Annotated in this window: 14 protein-coding genes and 1 tRNA gene; 5 read left to right on the top strand and 10 right to left on the bottom strand. The window is 46.6% G+C overall.

Features of this window, described 5'->3' with window-relative positions; all coding sequences use genetic code 11:
* Positions 1–62 precede the first annotated feature (62 nt).
* Positions 63–1,394 carry a ferredoxin reductase family protein gene (locus tag DD616_RS13000; protein WP_208871770.1) on the bottom strand — a complete coding sequence of 444 codons (1,332 nt, stop codon included), beginning with the start codon at positions 1,392–1,394 and terminating at the stop codon, positions 63–65.
* A gap of 332 nt (positions 1,395–1,726) precedes the next feature.
* On the opposite strand from DD616_RS13000, the gene DD616_RS13005 reads away from it, so the two are divergent.
* Positions 1,727–2,140, top strand: coding sequence for a VF530 family protein (locus tag DD616_RS13005; protein WP_013857204.1), 414 nt, complete (start codon positions 1,727–1,729; stop codon positions 2,138–2,140).
* 116 nt (positions 2,141–2,256) lie between these two features.
* Here DD616_RS13005 and DD616_RS13010 read toward each other — a convergent pair whose 3' ends face one another.
* Positions 2,257–3,363, bottom strand: a complete 1,107-nt coding sequence (locus DD616_RS13010) for a M23 family metallopeptidase (RefSeq protein WP_094163476.1) — start codon at positions 3,361–3,363, stop codon at positions 2,257–2,259.
* A 233-nt stretch (positions 3,364–3,596) separates the two neighbouring features.
* Positions 3,597–3,673 (bottom strand) — tRNA-Arg (locus tag DD616_RS13015).
* Between the two features lie 201 nt (positions 3,674–3,874).
* Here DD616_RS13015 and folD point away from each other — a divergent pair.
* Positions 3,875–4,735, top strand: a complete 861-nt coding sequence (gene folD, locus DD616_RS13020) for a bifunctional methylenetetrahydrofolate dehydrogenase/methenyltetrahydrofolate cyclohydrolase FolD (RefSeq protein WP_106439501.1) — start codon at positions 3,875–3,877, stop codon at positions 4,733–4,735.
* Between the two features lie 105 nt (positions 4,736–4,840).
* Here folD and DD616_RS13025 read toward each other — a convergent pair whose 3' ends face one another.
* From DD616_RS13025 to DD616_RS13045, 5 genes are all read right to left on the bottom strand, one after another.
* Positions 4,841–7,381, bottom strand: a complete 2,541-nt coding sequence (locus DD616_RS13025; protein WP_208871771.1) for an Ig-like domain-containing protein — start codon at positions 7,379–7,381, stop codon at positions 4,841–4,843.
* 378 nt (positions 7,382–7,759) lie between these two features.
* Positions 7,760–8,965: a NupC/NupG family nucleoside CNT transporter gene (locus tag DD616_RS13030; protein WP_019282015.1), complete on the bottom strand. Its 1,206-nt coding sequence runs from the start codon at positions 8,963–8,965 to the stop codon at positions 7,760–7,762.
* 218 nt (positions 8,966–9,183) lie between these two features.
* Positions 9,184–10,131, bottom strand: a complete 948-nt coding sequence (locus tag DD616_RS13035) for a LysR family transcriptional regulator (RefSeq protein WP_170888651.1) — start codon at positions 10,129–10,131, stop codon at positions 9,184–9,186.
* 61 nt (positions 10,132–10,192) lie between these two features.
* On the bottom strand, positions 10,193–11,161 hold the full coding sequence (locus DD616_RS13040; RefSeq protein ID WP_013857211.1) for a lytic murein transglycosylase: 969 nt from the start codon (positions 11,159–11,161) through the stop codon (positions 10,193–10,195).
* 23 nt (positions 11,162–11,184) lie between these two features.
* Positions 11,185–11,466, bottom strand: a complete 282-nt coding sequence (locus DD616_RS13045) for a YcgL domain-containing protein (RefSeq protein ID WP_094129503.1) — start codon at positions 11,464–11,466, stop codon at positions 11,185–11,187.
* A 199-nt stretch (positions 11,467–11,665) separates the two neighbouring features.
* Here DD616_RS13045 and minC point away from each other — a divergent pair, with 199 nt between their 5' ends.
* From minC to minE, 3 genes are read left to right on the top strand one after another with little or no spacing between them, the layout of a single operon-like run.
* Positions 11,666–12,328, top strand: coding sequence for a septum site-determining protein MinC (gene minC, locus DD616_RS13050; protein WP_013857213.1), 663 nt, complete (start codon positions 11,666–11,668; stop codon positions 12,326–12,328).
* 19 nt (positions 12,329–12,347) lie between these two features.
* On the top strand, positions 12,348–13,160 hold the full coding sequence (minD, locus tag DD616_RS13055) for a septum site-determining protein MinD (RefSeq protein ID WP_013857214.1): 813 nt from the start codon (positions 12,348–12,350) through the stop codon (positions 13,158–13,160).
* Positions 13,161–13,164: 4 nt separating this feature from the next.
* Positions 13,165–13,431, top strand: a complete 267-nt coding sequence (gene minE / locus DD616_RS13060; RefSeq protein ID WP_010317176.1) for a cell division topological specificity factor MinE — start codon at positions 13,165–13,167, stop codon at positions 13,429–13,431.
* A 56-nt stretch (positions 13,432–13,487) separates the two neighbouring features.
* Here minE and rnd read toward each other — a convergent pair whose 3' ends face one another.
* Together rnd and fadD are read right to left on the bottom strand one after the other, a co-directional pair.
* The gene (rnd, locus tag DD616_RS13065; RefSeq protein WP_088732156.1) at positions 13,488–14,606 is read right to left on the bottom strand and encodes a ribonuclease D; all 1,119 of its coding nucleotides are present in this window, start codon (positions 14,604–14,606) and stop codon (positions 13,488–13,490) included.
* Positions 14,607–14,703: 97 nt separating this feature from the next.
* Positions 14,704–16,398, bottom strand: a complete 1,695-nt coding sequence (gene fadD / locus DD616_RS13070; protein ID WP_026028639.1) for a long-chain-fatty-acid--CoA ligase FadD — start codon at positions 16,396–16,398, stop codon at positions 14,704–14,706.
* Positions 16,399–16,431 lie beyond the last annotated feature (33 nt).

The following is a 16,431-nucleotide window of genomic DNA, read 5'->3' on the forward strand; positions in this document are numbered from 1 at the left end:
ATGCTGTCATTCGTGCTGTAATTCTTAGAAAACATGGGGCTTGGTCATTTCACAACAAATACTCAACGCATCATAAACAACTCTTCATGGAACTGAGTTTCAACGTCTACATGGTAAGGCTTCAACGCCTGTTTTAAAGTCCGTGAAAACGCAACAGGGCCACAAAAGAAAAACTCAAAACCACTTAAATCACCACACTGGCGAGCAATAGTCTCGGCAGACAAATGCGGCGCAATGCTTGAATCAATCACTGTGAGGGAGACACCTGCACGCAATGCTTTCTGCTTAAGCTCATCACACAGGGCTTGCTCTGCATGGTGGCAGCAGAAAAACAGATAAGTAGCCGGATGCGCTTTTACCGTGTGTAAATAATCTAACCCAGCCATAAATGGAGCGATGCCGACACCGCCACCAATCCAGACTTGTGGCCTATCACTATAAAACTCAATTCGTCCATATGGACCTTCGACCTCAATCGGCTCACCCACGGTAATTCTCTTATAAAGGCCTGTGGTAAAATCGCCGAGCTCTTTGATCAAAAATCGCAGCTCATTAGCCTCATTGTACGAAGCAATAGTAAACGGATGTGGCTCTTCGCCAACAAAACTCAAATAGGCAAACTGCCCTGCTTTATGCCCGGGCCAAGGTTTCTCCATCTTAATTCTTAAATCTAACGTTTGGCTCGCTGCGCAGTAGTGGTATGCGCTAACCTTCGCTGAATAACGTGCATTTCGGCCCACAAATCCAAGCAAACTGTAGACTGCTGCCGCGGAGCCAAGCGCAATAAACATCAACACTAACCAATAAATCGGCCAGCCCCAATACGCCTTTTTCAACAATAATACCGAATGCCCAGCCAGCAAAAGGTACACCACCGCCATCAAACGGTGCGATAAGCGAAACGGTTTGTATTTAATGGTTAGCCACAGTGATACACCCACCAGCAGCAATAATGAGTAGAACCCCCATTCGCCAATGGCTAACCCAATCGGGCGCATCTCTTTTACCCAAAGCGCAAAACCCGACAAGTTCCCCTGTGGGCCAGAGCCATTGAGCCGATTAGGTTTAGTCAGGAGCTCAAGTGCGATCATCCATTTCGGTATCTGGTAACAAAGCCAGTGAAATAAACCAAGCAACGTGGCCGAAATGCCCAGCCATTTGTGTATCCGATAGCCTTTATCGATTCCTTGTGTCCACTGCTCAACAAGGGGCAAACGAAGCGCCAGCACCATAGCCAATGACATCGCCACAATGGACAAAATGCCCGACCACTGGATAAAAGCCGATCTCCACTTGAAGAGGTTTTCAGACACCAAAAGCGTTGGCTCGGCTTGCATCCATAATACCGAGACAACCACTATCACAATCAATACCGTTTTGCTTACTCTGCTCATCACAATAACCACTTAAATAGAAAGGTTATCTAAGAGTAACAAGCACAACGTAAAGTAGATGAAGTAACAAGTAAATCTGTGTAAAGACGGCAATCCAAGCTCTTTAAGCGCTATATCCTTTTTATTGAACGCAGAAAAATCTGACCAATCAAACAACGCTGATCTTCCGCACGATAATCTTAGGGAGGGTCACTGAATTCTGTTAGAATGCGGCCCCTTCAACTAGCGTGTTAAGAGATGATCATTCGTGATGCCACGTTGTTTGAATAAAAAACCAACGAAAACCATACACCCCTGCTGGCCTCGGTTAGTGAACTACTTAGGAACTCGTTATGATGACTGAAGAAGAAAGAATTGAATTACAAAGAAATAACCCATTACACGGTCTTAAGTTAGAAACATTACTGCAAGAACTAGTGGATTTTTACGGTTGGGATATTCTCGATACGGCAATGCGTTTTAACTGCTTCCATACCAACCCATCGGTTGCCAGCAGCGTGAAATATCTCAATAAAACCGATTGGGCGAGAGAGAAAGTAGAAAACTTCTACCTATATCGCTTTAAACGTATGCCACGCGCTTCAGCTGAAGAATATGATCTGCCACCGCGCGCGCGCACTTTCCCACATGGCCTCAAACCTAAAGAGCCAATGGAGCTGACGGTTGATTCCATTTTAAACTCACAGGCTAAAGCGGCTTCTGCCCATAAAGAGCGTTCCGCACGTAACCGTTCGTTTCGTCGTTAAAGAACGATAAGTCAGTGATCGGCTCACGACACAACAAATCGGTTGAGCACAAAATGAATGTTGGTGTAAGAGAACCTTGCACCAACATTTTCCATCACAACATTTCAGCGTGAACCTTAATTATAAATAGGTTGCCATAAGCAGACTTTCTGCTGCTTACGTTGGTCATACAGCCATGTATATTGGCAATGATTATCGTAACTATATCGCCCAGTCTGAACCTTATATGGCCCAAAACTCACACCTTGTAAAGATTGAAAACGCCCTTGATAAAGCAATGAGAAGTGCAAGTGAGGACCGGTGGACGATCCACCTTCACACAAAGCAATGGAGCGCTGGTTAGCATAAACACCCAACTTACTGTCTTTCGTCACCCACTGATTATTCGCGACTTGGATTCCGTCCATATGGTAATAGTTCGTCGCCCAACCGTTTGGATGCGTCACGCGCAGTTGGCACCGAGACATCACCGACACGTAGCCATCATGCGCGGCCGTTACACTGTAAGTTGGCGCGCCCCAAGCTGGCCAATCGTAAGAAACGTCGATTGAAGAAAGCGGAAAACCTGAACCACTGTGCGCATGCGTACCGTTAGGTATCCACTGATACCCTTTGCGCCATGGCCACTGCATAAACCCCTCACTAGGCGAAGCAATGAGGTTTCCCATACGCATAGGAGCTGGTGTGTTTTGTGGTTCGCTGAAAGCACCAAACCAAAGCTCATATTGCGATTTCCATAATGCCCAATCATCCACCCGATTCAATTGCTGCATGACCGCTAACGTCGCAGCATTGTATTGAAGAGCCGATGAACTTTCTTGATAGTGATAGAAACGCTGAGACAGTTGATTCGCAATATCTTTGATCTGCCGCTGTCTATCGTCCAAGCTTTGATCCAAAGCACTCTCTTGTTCTAATAACGCTAAAGTGGTCAATAACACTCGAGGATCAACCCCCGTTGCCCCAGCCCAATGGCTAACTGACTCGACAAGCTCAAGCCAATGTGGCTGATGGGTACCAATAAAATCTTCAATATTGAAAGGACGTTGATGAGGTCGAAAAACAAACTCATCATCGCTAATCAGAGAAAATGGCAGTTGACTCTCTGCAAGCTGCGCTTCGTTAAGCCGTGGAGTATCGACATCAGGATACAACTGATGGCTTACCACCATTGGGCTAAAACAGATAAACCATGTCACTAAAGAAGATTTGGTTAGATTCATTACGCACCCTCCATATGAATTAAATTTCACATAGAGTGTGGCACAAAATATTCGTGGGATAGCTAAGAAGGTGCGTTTTGCGAGGCCAGTAGGAGCAAGATGTAATAAGATGAAAGCGATGAAATTATCAACACTCTGCACAAAAGTACCATCGGAGTAAAAAACCGAACGGATGAACATGAAAAACAAAAGCCCCGACAACTTTTTGAGTTATCGGGGCTTTCTTGAATAAATGGCGCGCCCTGTAGGATTCGAACCTACGACCACATCCTTAGAAGGGACGTGCTCTATCCAGCTGAGCTAAGGGCGCGCTACAGGGACAGGATTATACGAGTTGAACTCCGTAAATCAATCGCTTTCTCTAACATTCTGTTTCAAATGCCTAAAAAACTGCCATTCGCTAACCATGTGACGAAAAACAGAACAAAGCAAACGTTTGCTTATAGATGTTACTTTAAATATCTGCGACAATGCGCCCAAAAATATTTGCGACCAATGTGTAAGGAAAGCCATGACTGCTCAAAATATTGATGGGACACTCATCTCCCAGACGGTTCGCTCTGAAGTAGCGGCGCGGGTAAAAGCTCGCACTCAAGTGGGTCTTCGAGCTCCGGGGCTAGCGGTGGTGCTGGTGGGAGAAGATCCTGCGTCACAAGTGTATGTCGGCAGCAAACGTCGTGCTTGTGAAGAGGTGGGTTTTGTTTCTAAATCCTATGATCTTCCGGCCACTGCAGGTGAAGAGGAACTACTGGCGTTAATCGATAAGCTCAATGCCGACCCTGAAATTGACGGCATTTTAGTGCAACTGCCCTTACCTGCCGGGATTGACACAACCCATGTGCTTGAACGCATTGTTCCTGAAAAAGATGTCGATGGTTTTCACCCTTACAATGTGGGCCGTTTAGCCCAACGCATTCCTAAACTGCGCTCTTGCACACCCAAAGGGATCATCACTTTGCTTGAGCGCTATAACGTTCAACTGCGTGGTAAGCATGCGGTGATTGTGGGCGCATCCAATATTGTCGGCCGACCAATGACGTTAGAGCTGCTACTGGCTGGTTGCACCACAACCACATGCCATCGCTTCACTAAAGATTTAGAGCACCATGTTCGCCAAGCTGATTTATTGGTGGTAGCCGTTGGTAAACCCAATTTTATTCCCGGCGCATGGATTAAAGACGGTGCCGTAGTGATTGATGTGGGCATCAACCGCTTGGAGTCAGGCAAACTGATTGGCGATGTCGAGTACGATGTAGCGCGCACCAAAGCAAGCTTGATCACCCCTGTTCCGGGTGGTGTCGGGCCAATGACGGTGGCCAGTTTGATTGAAAACACCCTGTTGGCGTGCGAGCAATTTCACCCCAATAACTGATCTTGTTATTGATTATTGCTAGTGGTTATTGATAGCTATGATCAGCGAGCCAAAAAGAACCCCAGCACTGCGCTGGGGTTCTTGCGTTATAAACCAACTTAGCCTTTATTGAGCATTATTCATTTGCGTCAGTTTGTTGCCTATTGGCGTAGAGAAATTGTAGCCATCGTGTTCGTCCCAGTTAATAGACCATGTCATCACACCACCGTAGTTAGGGTAGTTGAAACTCGGTTTCACCGTCGCGCAAGAGGTTCCCTTGGTTAAGCAGTCCAACGCATCAAGAATGTTTTGCGTGGGCGCTTGCCCAGAGTTGGCAGAGCTCGGGCCAGAAGGCAAACCGATTGCAACTTGATCGTCACGCAGTGGTTCAAAGCGTGAACCATCGGCCAAATCAAACCCTTCTAACAGCATTTTTGATTGAGCGACCATCATATCCACCGAACCTTCAGGAGCTGCACCCGGTAGATAAGGGTTTGGTAACCCACCGTTGTTATAAAGCTGAACATGAAGTAGATCGAGTGTGTCACGAACCTCATTGATGATAGGAATATACGCACCCCAAATGCCGCTATAAGCCACCATTCCGCCTTGAACATAAGGGTGTTCTGGTGCCATGGTCAGGTACATATCACCGCCGATGTTGGCTTCAATTTGCTTTAATGCCCGGCCCAAGCGCGCTTGAATTTGCGAGCCATGCATTAAGTTAGAACCACTTTCTAAATCAACATCCAAGCCATCAAAACCCCACTCTTTGATCAACGCCGTCAAACTATCAACAAAGTGCGCTTCATCACTGTCAGTATTGAGCGTAATGTTGCCTTCCGCGCCACCAAGTGACAAAACAAAAACTTTGCCTTTGGCTTGCAAGGCCGCCATATCTTGCTTGAACTGGGTAGCATCTAAGGCGGGACAGCTACTATGCGCATCGCCTGCGAAAAGATTGAAATGCACGGTTCCATTACTGTTGCGGTCATTATCGGCAAATGCAATATCGATCACATCCCACGCATCAGACATATCAGCGAGACGCATTGGGCAGCCAGCAGCATTGACAAAATTATGCCAGTAACCGATCAATTTGTGCTTTTTCTGTGTCTGTTCAACCACCTTCACGGCAGCTGCGTCTGACAATACACTACTGCCTGCATCATAAGCTTGCGCAGCCACTGTGTATTCGCCGATAGCCGTAGGTGTCCAAGTGTAGGCATAAGGCGCACTGGTATCAGTTGCGACCACCGCTCCATTCACTAAGAAATCGACTTTAGAAACAGCACCAGTGAGTGACGTCGCATTGGCAGCAATATTGACTGGTTTACCTAAACCGACGGTTTGCCCTGACGTTGGCGATGTTAACGACACCACTAACGCTTGATCGCTCACTGAAACGTTAATCTGACTTTCAGCGCTATTATTGTCATTATCGGTTGCGATGGCTTTGAGTGTGGTACTTCCGACCTTGCTCGCAACCCACTCAACCGAATAAGGCGCTTGGTTTACTACGCCAAGGCTCGTGCCATCAACAAGAAATTCCACTTGTACTACACTGCCATCGGCATCATTAGCTTGTGCGCTGAGCAGGATGGTAGAACCAGCCAGAATCACTTCATTGTCAGCAGGGCTCGTCAATGAAACGGTAGGTGGCGTGGCGCACGCGCCCATTCCTGTCCACGCTTCTTGCCAATAACTTCCTTTGCCCGGCTCATAGGCCCACGCTGAGCTGGAAGAGCACCAACCTGCGATATCACAACGGAACTTTTGATTATTGTTTTGCACCAGTTCGCCCACTGCGTAACTGCTACCCGCCACATAGGTTGCTAAACCTGTACAACCACCACTTGAGCCTCCAGATACAACTAAGGCGACCTCTTGGCTATGAGTCGTTTGGTTATCATTATCCGTCGCTTTGGCTTTAAAGGTGTGAGAACCTGAGACAGCAGTCCAATCGTGGGCATAAGGTTCTGAAGTATCTGAAGCGACGAGTTGTCCATCCACATAAAAATCAACTTGCGTGACGGTTCCATCCGAATCGGTGGCATTAGCGCTTAGCGTCAATGAGTCACCAGCCGCTAGCTGCTCAGCACCTGTTGGGCTGGTTAAGGAGATGGAAGGAGGTACTAAACCACCAACAGGCGTAACCGAGATGGTTGACGCTGTTGACGTAGTCGCACCCTGATTATCAGTGGCAATTGCAGTCACTTGGGTTGCGCCTAAAGCGGCAGTCCAATCGGTTTGGAAAGGCGCTTGTGTGATGACGGCGATCGACACGCCATCAATCAAAAATTCAACCTGTGCCACGCTACCATCGCTATCAGACGCCGTGGCTTGCAGCGTGATTAAGCTGCCTTGTGGGATTTGTGCATTATTGGCAGGAGAAACGAGATTTAGCGTGGGTGGAACATTGCCACCACCGCTGTCACACTGCCCGAGTGATAGCCAAAATGCCCAGGGGCCGTTATTGCTTGCAGGATCATTTCCCTGCGTCCAATAGTTGGCTTGATAGGCTGCGTTAGATTGCGTCACTTTATCGCCGGACGTATAAATGGCGGCCGTATCCCAAGAGCCCAAGCCATCACAGTTATAGGCTTGAGCTTGGTAGCTTATCCCTAACGTTGTAATAATGGCGGCTCTGAGTAGATAAGAACTCATTGTTCTCTCCTTTGCTTATGAATAATTAACCCGTTCCCAAGTAACTTGACGTGGTGGCCTGCAATACGCGAGATAAAGACAAGGCAGCATCAAGTAGGCAGGGTATATAACTAATAAGCTAGAGGACGAGAATTGCACTCTAAATAACTGATAATTTTAATTATCTCAGCTCAAAATCACGGCATGATTTCAACATCAACACCGCTTGCAAATCTTTTTCGGCGGACTTCACGAACTCACCTAATCACACGTCGTTGAGAAATTGATATGGTCAATATTATTTTGGTGAGGTGGATGGATAAAAATGCCGGCTCTATTAGCCGGCATCGAAGATACAAAATGTATGGTGGATTCTCGTAACCAATAGAAACGCTACGTTTATAGCGACAAAATAACCCCAGCAAGTGCAGCACTCATCAAGTTAGCCAGCACGCCAGCGCTGATCGCTCGAAAACCATATTGAGAGATGAAGCTGCGACGCTCTGGCACCAAACTGCCCAAACCACCGATCAATACTGCCATGGTCGAAATATTGGCAAAGCCGCACAGAGCAAAAGTTACAATCGCTTGAGAATGTTCACTGAGCGAATCTTTTACGTCCATCAATTGGATAAAAGCGACAAACTCGTTCACGACAATTTTATTACCAATCAGTGAGCCTGCCGTCATCGCTTCGCTCCATGGAATGCCCACCAGCCACGCAACTGGAGCAAATAGGTAGCCTAAAATCAACTCAAAGCTAAGGGTTAAGCCAAACAGACCGCCCACCCAGCCCAATAGGCCGTTGAGTAGCGCAATCACACTGATGAAGGCCAGTAACGTTGCCCCAACCGCAACCGCGATACGAAGCCCAGACATTGCACCATCAGCCACGGCTTCAACCACATTGGTTGCTTTTGGTATCTCAACCTCTTCATTGGCCACCTGCTGACTTTGCGCTTCGGTTTCCGGCACCAAAATTTTCGCCATCAACAAACCGGCTGGAGCTGACATAAATGCCGCCGCAATAAGATAGTTAAGGTTAACGCCCAGTGAGGCATAGCCAACTAACGTTCCGCCCGCAACCGAGGCTAAGCCACACGTCATCACCGCAAAAAATTGCGAATCACTCATGTGCTTTAAATAAGGCTTAACGACTAACGGCGCTTCAATCATGCCGACAAAAATGTTCGCCGTGGCTGACAGTGACTCTGCACGCCCCGTACCCAATAATTTTTGCAAACCACCGCCAATCAAATTAATTACTTTAGGCATCAAACCAATGTGGTACAAACCGGAGATCAAAGCGGAGAAGAAAATGATGATGCCAAGCACATTAATCGCAAACACAAAACCAACGCTACCATTGGCTAAACCGCCAAAGAGAAAGCCAATTCCCTCTTGCCCATAATTGATTAAATTCGATACCGCACCCGTGACACTGTTGAGCACTTCTTTCCCCATAGGGACATACAGAACCAATAGTGCAAAGCCTACTTGCAATAAAAAAGCGAGCGACACGGTTCTAAATTGGATGTTTTTTCTATTGGTAGAAAGTAGCCAAGCCGTAAATAAGATGGCGACGACGCCAAGTAATGAGTTCATTTGCTGTCAATCCAGATAACGGGGATAGGAAAGGCGCGCATTCTATCGTGCGAAAACGAATGCGCAAGTCGCAAATGTTACAGAGGTGTGCTTAAAAATAGCAGCCTTAACCCTCTTGTTTCAAGCTGTTGATTTGTAACAAGCTAAACGATTGCCTAGGCTTATATTTTCCATATAGAAAAGATGTTTCTGAGTTTGGAAATAATAAACCGTGCTCATTACACTTTTGTCAAACGGATGTAAGGCTCTAACTGAGTATCCCAGTAGCAAGGTGTACCGATTAAAGCCTTGATAAATTCAATCACGGCTGAGGTTTTCTTCGGCATATGTTGTCGGCTCGGGTAAACCGCATAAAAAGGCATGTTTTGATTTGCGTGCCAATCTGGCAACAACTGGATCAGTTTACCGGTTCGAAATTCATCTCGAATTAAATAAGTCGCCAAGTAAGCAACACCCCACCCTGCCACGGCGGCGTCACGGACGGCTTCGGCTAAATCCACCGAATAGTTACCCGACACATTGATGTTGACCTTTTGCTCTGGATTGGCAAACGACCAACTGGTGTAATCTCGCTCCCAACTACGGTAGATAAGACAGTTGTGACCTAACAGATCACTGGGTGTCTGAGGGGGTGAATGGTTTAATAAGTATTCCGGTGACGCCGCCAGCACAAATTGGCAATCGGCGAGACGTTGCGCCACGTACCCTTCCGGCAAATGTTCGTTGTTGGTCACCCACAAATCAAGCCCTTCTTCGAGCATATCGACTCGATAATCGAACAAATGCACTTCCACTTGCAGTTTTGGATAACGCTGACGAAGCGCCTCCAGTGCTGGCAAAATGTGCAAAGAACCAAACGACTGTGAAAGACCAAGCTTAATCAGCCCAGACACCTCATCACGCTGGCTTTCCATTTCAGACTGCGCAGCATCCATCAACCCAACGACCGCAATACAATGGCGATAAAAAGCCTCTCCAGCCTCGGTTGTGGTGAAGCTGCGAGTGGTTCGCTGAACGAGCTTCACCCCGAGCGAGGCTTCCAGTAAGGCCAACTGCTTACTAACATGCGATACTGATACGCCTAAGCTTTTGGCCGCAGCGGTAAAGCCTTGATGTTTGATTAACGCAGCAAATATCACCATTTGCCCTGCACGTTCAACTAGCACACGCTCTCCAGAAATAGCAAAGGGCTCATGATGAGCCCTTTGCGTTCAATTAAGGTTCAAATCAATAGGTAATTCTATCCGCCAAATGGCTCACCGCGAGGGCAAAATAATATGAACGGTTCCACTTCATCAACACATTATAGTTGTTGTATACCAAGTAAACGCGGCCATTTTCATCATCTGGCATGATAAGCCAAGCTTGAACGTTGTCTAAATTAGGCAGTGGTTTACCTTCGTAACGGGTAATACCGAGCTTGTTCCACTCTCTCAGTGATTTCCCTTTTTCGGGCTGTCGCCCTTCTAGAGTGCGGTCAAACCCATGCGGAACTTTAACTTGACGGCCCCAAGTGTATTTATCATCCCATCCCGATTGGCTGAGATAATTGGCCGTCGACGCGAATACATCTTCCTTTGAGCGCCAAATGTCTTTTTTGCCATCGCCGTTACCATCGGAAGCGAACGCCAAAAACGAACTCGGCATAAACTGGCATTGTCCCATCGCGCCAGCCCAAGACCCTTTCATCTCATCAGCTTGGATATGACCTTGCTGTAGAATTTGCAACGCGGCCATCGTCTCCTTGCGGAAAAATTCTTCTCGACGACCGTCATAAGCCATAGTCGTCAGCGCATCAATAACACTAAAACCACCGGTCAACGCACCAAAATTACTTTCTACGCCCCACAAAGCCACGATAAAGCGCGGCTGTACGCCATATTGCTCGCCAATGCGGCTAAGCTCTGCATAGTGCTTTTCATACAGCGCCTTTGCTTGGTTCACTTTCCATTCTGGAACCGCGCGTGGGATATATTCATCCAGCGTCAGTTTCTTTTCTGGTTGATTGCGATCGGCCGTCACAGCACGTGGCTTGTACTCCACATTTTTAAACGCATCGATTAAAATTTGCTCTGAAATGCCTTCATTTCGTGCTTGCTGCTTCAAGCCTTCGACATAGTGTTCAAAACTAACCTCATTCGCCATCAATGGCGTGGAGAGGCTTAATCCCAATACGACTGACAATAACTTTCTCAAATCGTCCTCCTTGAGCTGAAAACTTAGCTATCTTTTTGCTGAGCCTTTTGCTGCTTATATTGTTCTAATAAATTTTGTGGCGGTGGCGGTAACTGTAGGAAAAAGCCCTCATTTTCTAGAGACTCTTTTACTTTTTCAATGTTCACTTGGGCAAGTGTACGCCCTTCCAGTTTCACTACCATGACTAAAGTAGGTTTACCGAACATCGCCATTAATGTGTCAGGAACCTGTGAAAAGTCATCCTTTTTAGTAACGTAGAGATAGGCACCTTCTTTTTTAGAGCTTTTGTAGATAGAGCAAAGCATGACAAACCTTTTATTGTAATAAACTGGCTTTTCGAGCCAATTAAGTTAGAAACGTTAAACTTTTACCAAATTTGAGATTAAAACAAACATTTGACCGCAAGATAACTTGCTGAGCTAAGTCAGGGAATATAACATGACAACCCTAGTTTCAGGCAACGCCCTTTCTAGTGAAGCCATTAGTTATTGAGGTCAATATAAGATGTCGAATACTCCTGACCTAAAAGGTAGCAGTTTTACTTTGTCAGTGTTACACCTTTGCGACAGTGAAGTTGCCAATACCGTTGAGTTTCTCAAGGAAAAAGTCGCCCAAGCTCCTGCTTTTTTTGCCTCTGCACCTGTGGTGATCAATATTGCTAAAGTGATTGGCGATATTGATTTTGCGATACTTAAACAAGGCATCACTGAAGCGGGAATGATCCCGGTCGGTGTGACAGGTTGCCGTGATAAACGCAGCCAAAACTTAGCCTCAGAAGCTGGCTTTGCCGTGATGGCAGCAAGCAAGTCGCCTTCTCAAGCTCCCGCTCAAATCGCGCCAACCAAGGTGATTCGCACGCCCATTCGCTCTGGCCAGCAAGTGTATGCCAAAGATAGCGATTTAGTGATCCTCAATCACGTCAGCGCGGGGGCCGAAGTGATCGCCGATGGTTCAATTCACATTCATGGTTCACTGCGCGGAAGGGCCATTGCCGGTGCCAGCGGCCAAACGGAAGCAAAAATTATTTGTCACGATTTACAAGCAGAGCTGGTCTCCATTGCTGGAAATTATTGGCTTAGCGATCAAATTGAAAGTGAGTTTTGGCAGAAGAAAGTGATGCTCAGCATGGTTGATGATTCACTGCATTTTGAAACGCTCACGATTTAAAATTAACAAGGAAAACATAATGGCACGCATTATTGTTGTAACGTCAGGAAAAGGCGGCGTTGGTAAAACAACCTCAAGCGCAGCAATTGCTTCTGGCTTGGCTTTAAAAGGTAAAAAGACAGCGGTCATCGATTTTGATATCGGTCTGCGTAACCTTGACTTAATCATGGGTTGTGAGCGCCGCGTGGTGTACGACTTTGTTAACGTCATCAACGGTGAGGCGACACTTAACCAAGCGATGATCAAAGATAAACGCACCGAAAACTTGTTTATTCTGCCTGCCTCACAAACCCGTGATAAAGATGCGCTCACCAAAGAGGGCGTAAAGCGCGTTTTGGATGAACTCGATACGATGGGCTTTGATTTCGTCATTTGCGACTCACCAGCAGGTATTGAGCAAGGCGCGTTGATGGCTTTGTACTTTGCTGATGAAGCGATTGTAACGACGAACCCTGAAGTCTCTTCCGTGCGCGACTCAGACCGCATTTTAGGGATTTTGGATTCCAAATCAATGCGCTCAGAGCAAGGGTTAGAGCCTGTTAAACAGCACCTTTTATTGACCCGTTATAACCCTACTCGCGTGACACAAGGTGAAATGTTGAGCGTGGAAGATGTTGAAGAGATTTTACATATCTCTTTACTTGGCGTGATCCCAGAAAGCCAAGCGGTGCTTAATGCCTCCAACAAAGGTGTTCCGGTTATTTTTGACGATCAATCAGACGCAGGCCAAGCTTATGCTGACGCTGTCGAGCGCTTATTAGGGCAAGAAGTCGAGTTTCGTTTTCTAACGGAGCAGAAAAAGGGCATCTTTAAACGACTTTTCGGGGGTTAATATTATGTCTCTACTTGAGTTTTTCCGACCACAAAAGAAAACGACCTCAGCAAGCCTTGCCAAAGAGCGTTTGCAAATTATCGTCGCCGAACGTCGTAGTGAAAATGACCCTGCACCGACCTATTTGCCTCAATTGAAAGAAGACATTCTCAAGGTGATCGCCAAATACGTCGCGGTTGACCCTTCGATGGTTGAAGTCTCTTTTGAGCACAAAGATGATGATATCTCTGTGCTGGAATTGAACGTGAAACTGCCAGACGAAGAAAAGTAATCCTTATGATAAAAGAGCCTGCAAAGTTGCAGGCTCTTTCTCTTTACTAACCAATTTTACTCAACCAATTTGTTGAGCCGTTCACCGAGAATAGGTAAGCGCCAGCTCTGCATCACATCCGGCAATTGCGCGGGATCTCTCTCTTTCTTCCACACCCAACTCAATAGCTGGTTGAGCTGTTTTTTAGAGGCTAAAAATTCAGTCGCTAAACCCGTGGTTTGAGACACTGATTTAACTTCATCTTTCAACCGTTTAAACAACTGTTTATAGCCGGGATAGTCCATCAAAGGGTCGATTTTAGGTGGGTATTGATCAGCCGGAGTCTGCTGGCCCGCTTTCACCAATGCAATGATTTTGGCACTGTGACGTTGAATCGATCTCGGATCGGCCCCTTCATCAATCATACGGCTTGCACTCGTCAATCCCAAACGAGCGATAGTCAGCAAATCTGTCTCTTTGACCACAAAATTGAGCGCCAAATCACGGCGTACCGCCTCTTCGTAGCGCCAAGTAGCTAAGGGTTTGAGAATCGCTAATTCTTGCGGTGTTAGTTGCCATGCCCCTTTGATATCCAAATAGGCCAAATTGGGATTAGTCTGTTTAATGCGTTTGACGCTCAATAGTTCAGATTCTTGCTGCGCCGCTTGCCACCAGCCCGCCTGCGTCACTTTATCGAGTAATTTCTCGTAAATCGGCAGCAAATAAAACACATCGGCGGCAGCGTAATCCAGCTGCTTTTGCGATAAAGGCCTTGCTAACCAATCAGTACGCGATTCACTTTTATCAATTTCAATCCCTAAGAATTCATTAACCAATGCGGCAAATCCGGTAGACAGTCCATGGCCGAGAAAGGCTGCCATTACTTGAGTATCGACCATTGGAAACGGTGTGCAGCCAAATGCATTATGAAACACTTCGAGATCTTCACCACACGCATGCAGCACTTTGAGCACGGAGGTGTCTTGCAGTAACTCGACAAAAGGGGCCATGTCATCAAAGGCAAGTGGATCGATTAAAGAGAGGTTTTCACCATCATAAAGCTGGATCAATCCGAGCTGTGGGTAAAAGGTACGCACTCGGACAAACTCGGTATCGAGCATCACCACATCGGCATCTCGCGCGGCAAGGCATACACGTTGTAGGTCGTTAGGCTGGGTAATTATTTGGTAGTTCACTAATGGCTCACTTTGGGCAACCCTACTAGAGGGGACATAAAAATGCCGACGGTTTGAGTCGGCATTCTAGCACTATTTTTTCATACTGACTTGATGCTTAGGCACGTTTTGTTTGTTCAATTGCCGCATCATTTTCTTCACGAAGTACGCGGCGTAAAATTTTACCCACATTACTCTTTGGTAAATCTTCCCTAAACTCAATCAACTTAGGCACTTTATAGCCAGTCAAATGTTTACGGCAATGGGCAATGATTTCATCTTTGGTTAAGCTCGGATCACGCTTAACCACATAAATCTTGACGATTTCACCCGACACTTCATGAGGCTGGCCGATAGCGGCCACTTCTAATACTTTGCCATGCAGTGCAACCACATCTTCAATCTCATTAGGATAAACGTTGAATCCAGAGACTAAAATCATGTCTTTCTTGCGATCGACAATATAGACCATTCCTTGCTCATCAAACTTGACGATATCGCCTGTAGAGAGCCAACCATCGGCATCAATCACTTCTTTCGTCGCTTCCGGTCTTTGCCAATAACCTTGCATCACTTGTGGGCCACGCACTTGCAACTCACCGACTTGATCATAAGCCAACACTTTGCCTTCATCATCAACGATACGCACTTCGGTTGAAGGAACGGGTAAACCAATGGCTCCCGAATAATCACTTAAATCATAAGGATTACCTGTCACCAGTGGTGCACATTCAGTCAAACCGTAACCTTCAAGCAGGTGGATACCCGTCACTTTTTTCCACTGATCGGCCACCGCGCGCTGTACCGCCATGCCACCACCAACAGAAAGCTTAAGATTTTTGAAATCAAGTTCATGGAAATCTTCGTTGTTGACCAACGCATTAAACAGCGTATTCACCCCCGTAATGGCAGTAAATGGGTACTTTTGCAGCTCTTTGACAAAGCCTGGAATATCGCGTGGATTAGTAATCAATAGGTTACGCCCACCCATTTCGACGAACAGTAAACAGTTTACGGTCAGTGCAAATACGTGATAAAGCGGTAATGCCGTCACAACCAGTTCGCGGCCTTCGGCCAATACTGGGCCATATGCCCCTTTTGCTTGGAGCACATTCGCAATCATGTTGCGGTGGGTCAGAATTGCCCCTTTTGCCACACCGGTTGTACCACCGGTATATTGCAAAAATGCAATGTCGTCGCCAGACATAAAAGGCTTCACATACTGTAAACGGCGACCTTTGTGCAACGCCTTACGCATGGAAATGGCACCTGGTAAGTCATATTTTGGCACCATCCCTTTCACATATTTCACAACGAAATCAACCAACGTCCCTTTTGCTCTAGGTAACATCTGTCCAAGGCTGGTCAATACCACATGTTTTACCGAGGTATTTTCAACAATTTGCTCTAAGGTATTGGCAAAATTCGAGACGATGACGATCGCCTTTGCATCGGCGTCATTCAGTTGATGCTCAAGCTCTCGCGGGGTGTACAACGGGTTAACATTCACTGCAATCAACCCGGCTCGTAATACGCCAAATAACGCGACCGGATACTGCAATAGGTTAGGCATCATTAAGGCGACACGATCACCTTTTTTCAGCTTCAGCTCATTTTGCAAATAGGCGGCAAATGCTCGGCTGCGCTCTTCCAGTTTACGAAAAGTCATGACCGAACCCATATTCATAAAGGCTGGTTGATCGGCATATTTATGAACCGATTGCTCAAACATTTCGACCAAAGAGAGGTACTGATCAGGGTTGATGAATTCAGGTACATCAGTTGGATAGCGTGAAAGCCAAGGTTTCTCCACGGTAATACTCCTCGTTATTGGCGGCTGCTCTAC

The sequence above is a fragment of the Vibrio anguillarum genome, from assembly GCF_003390515.1.
Classification (GTDB): Bacteria; Pseudomonadota; Gammaproteobacteria; order Enterobacterales; family Vibrionaceae; genus Vibrio; species Vibrio anguillarum.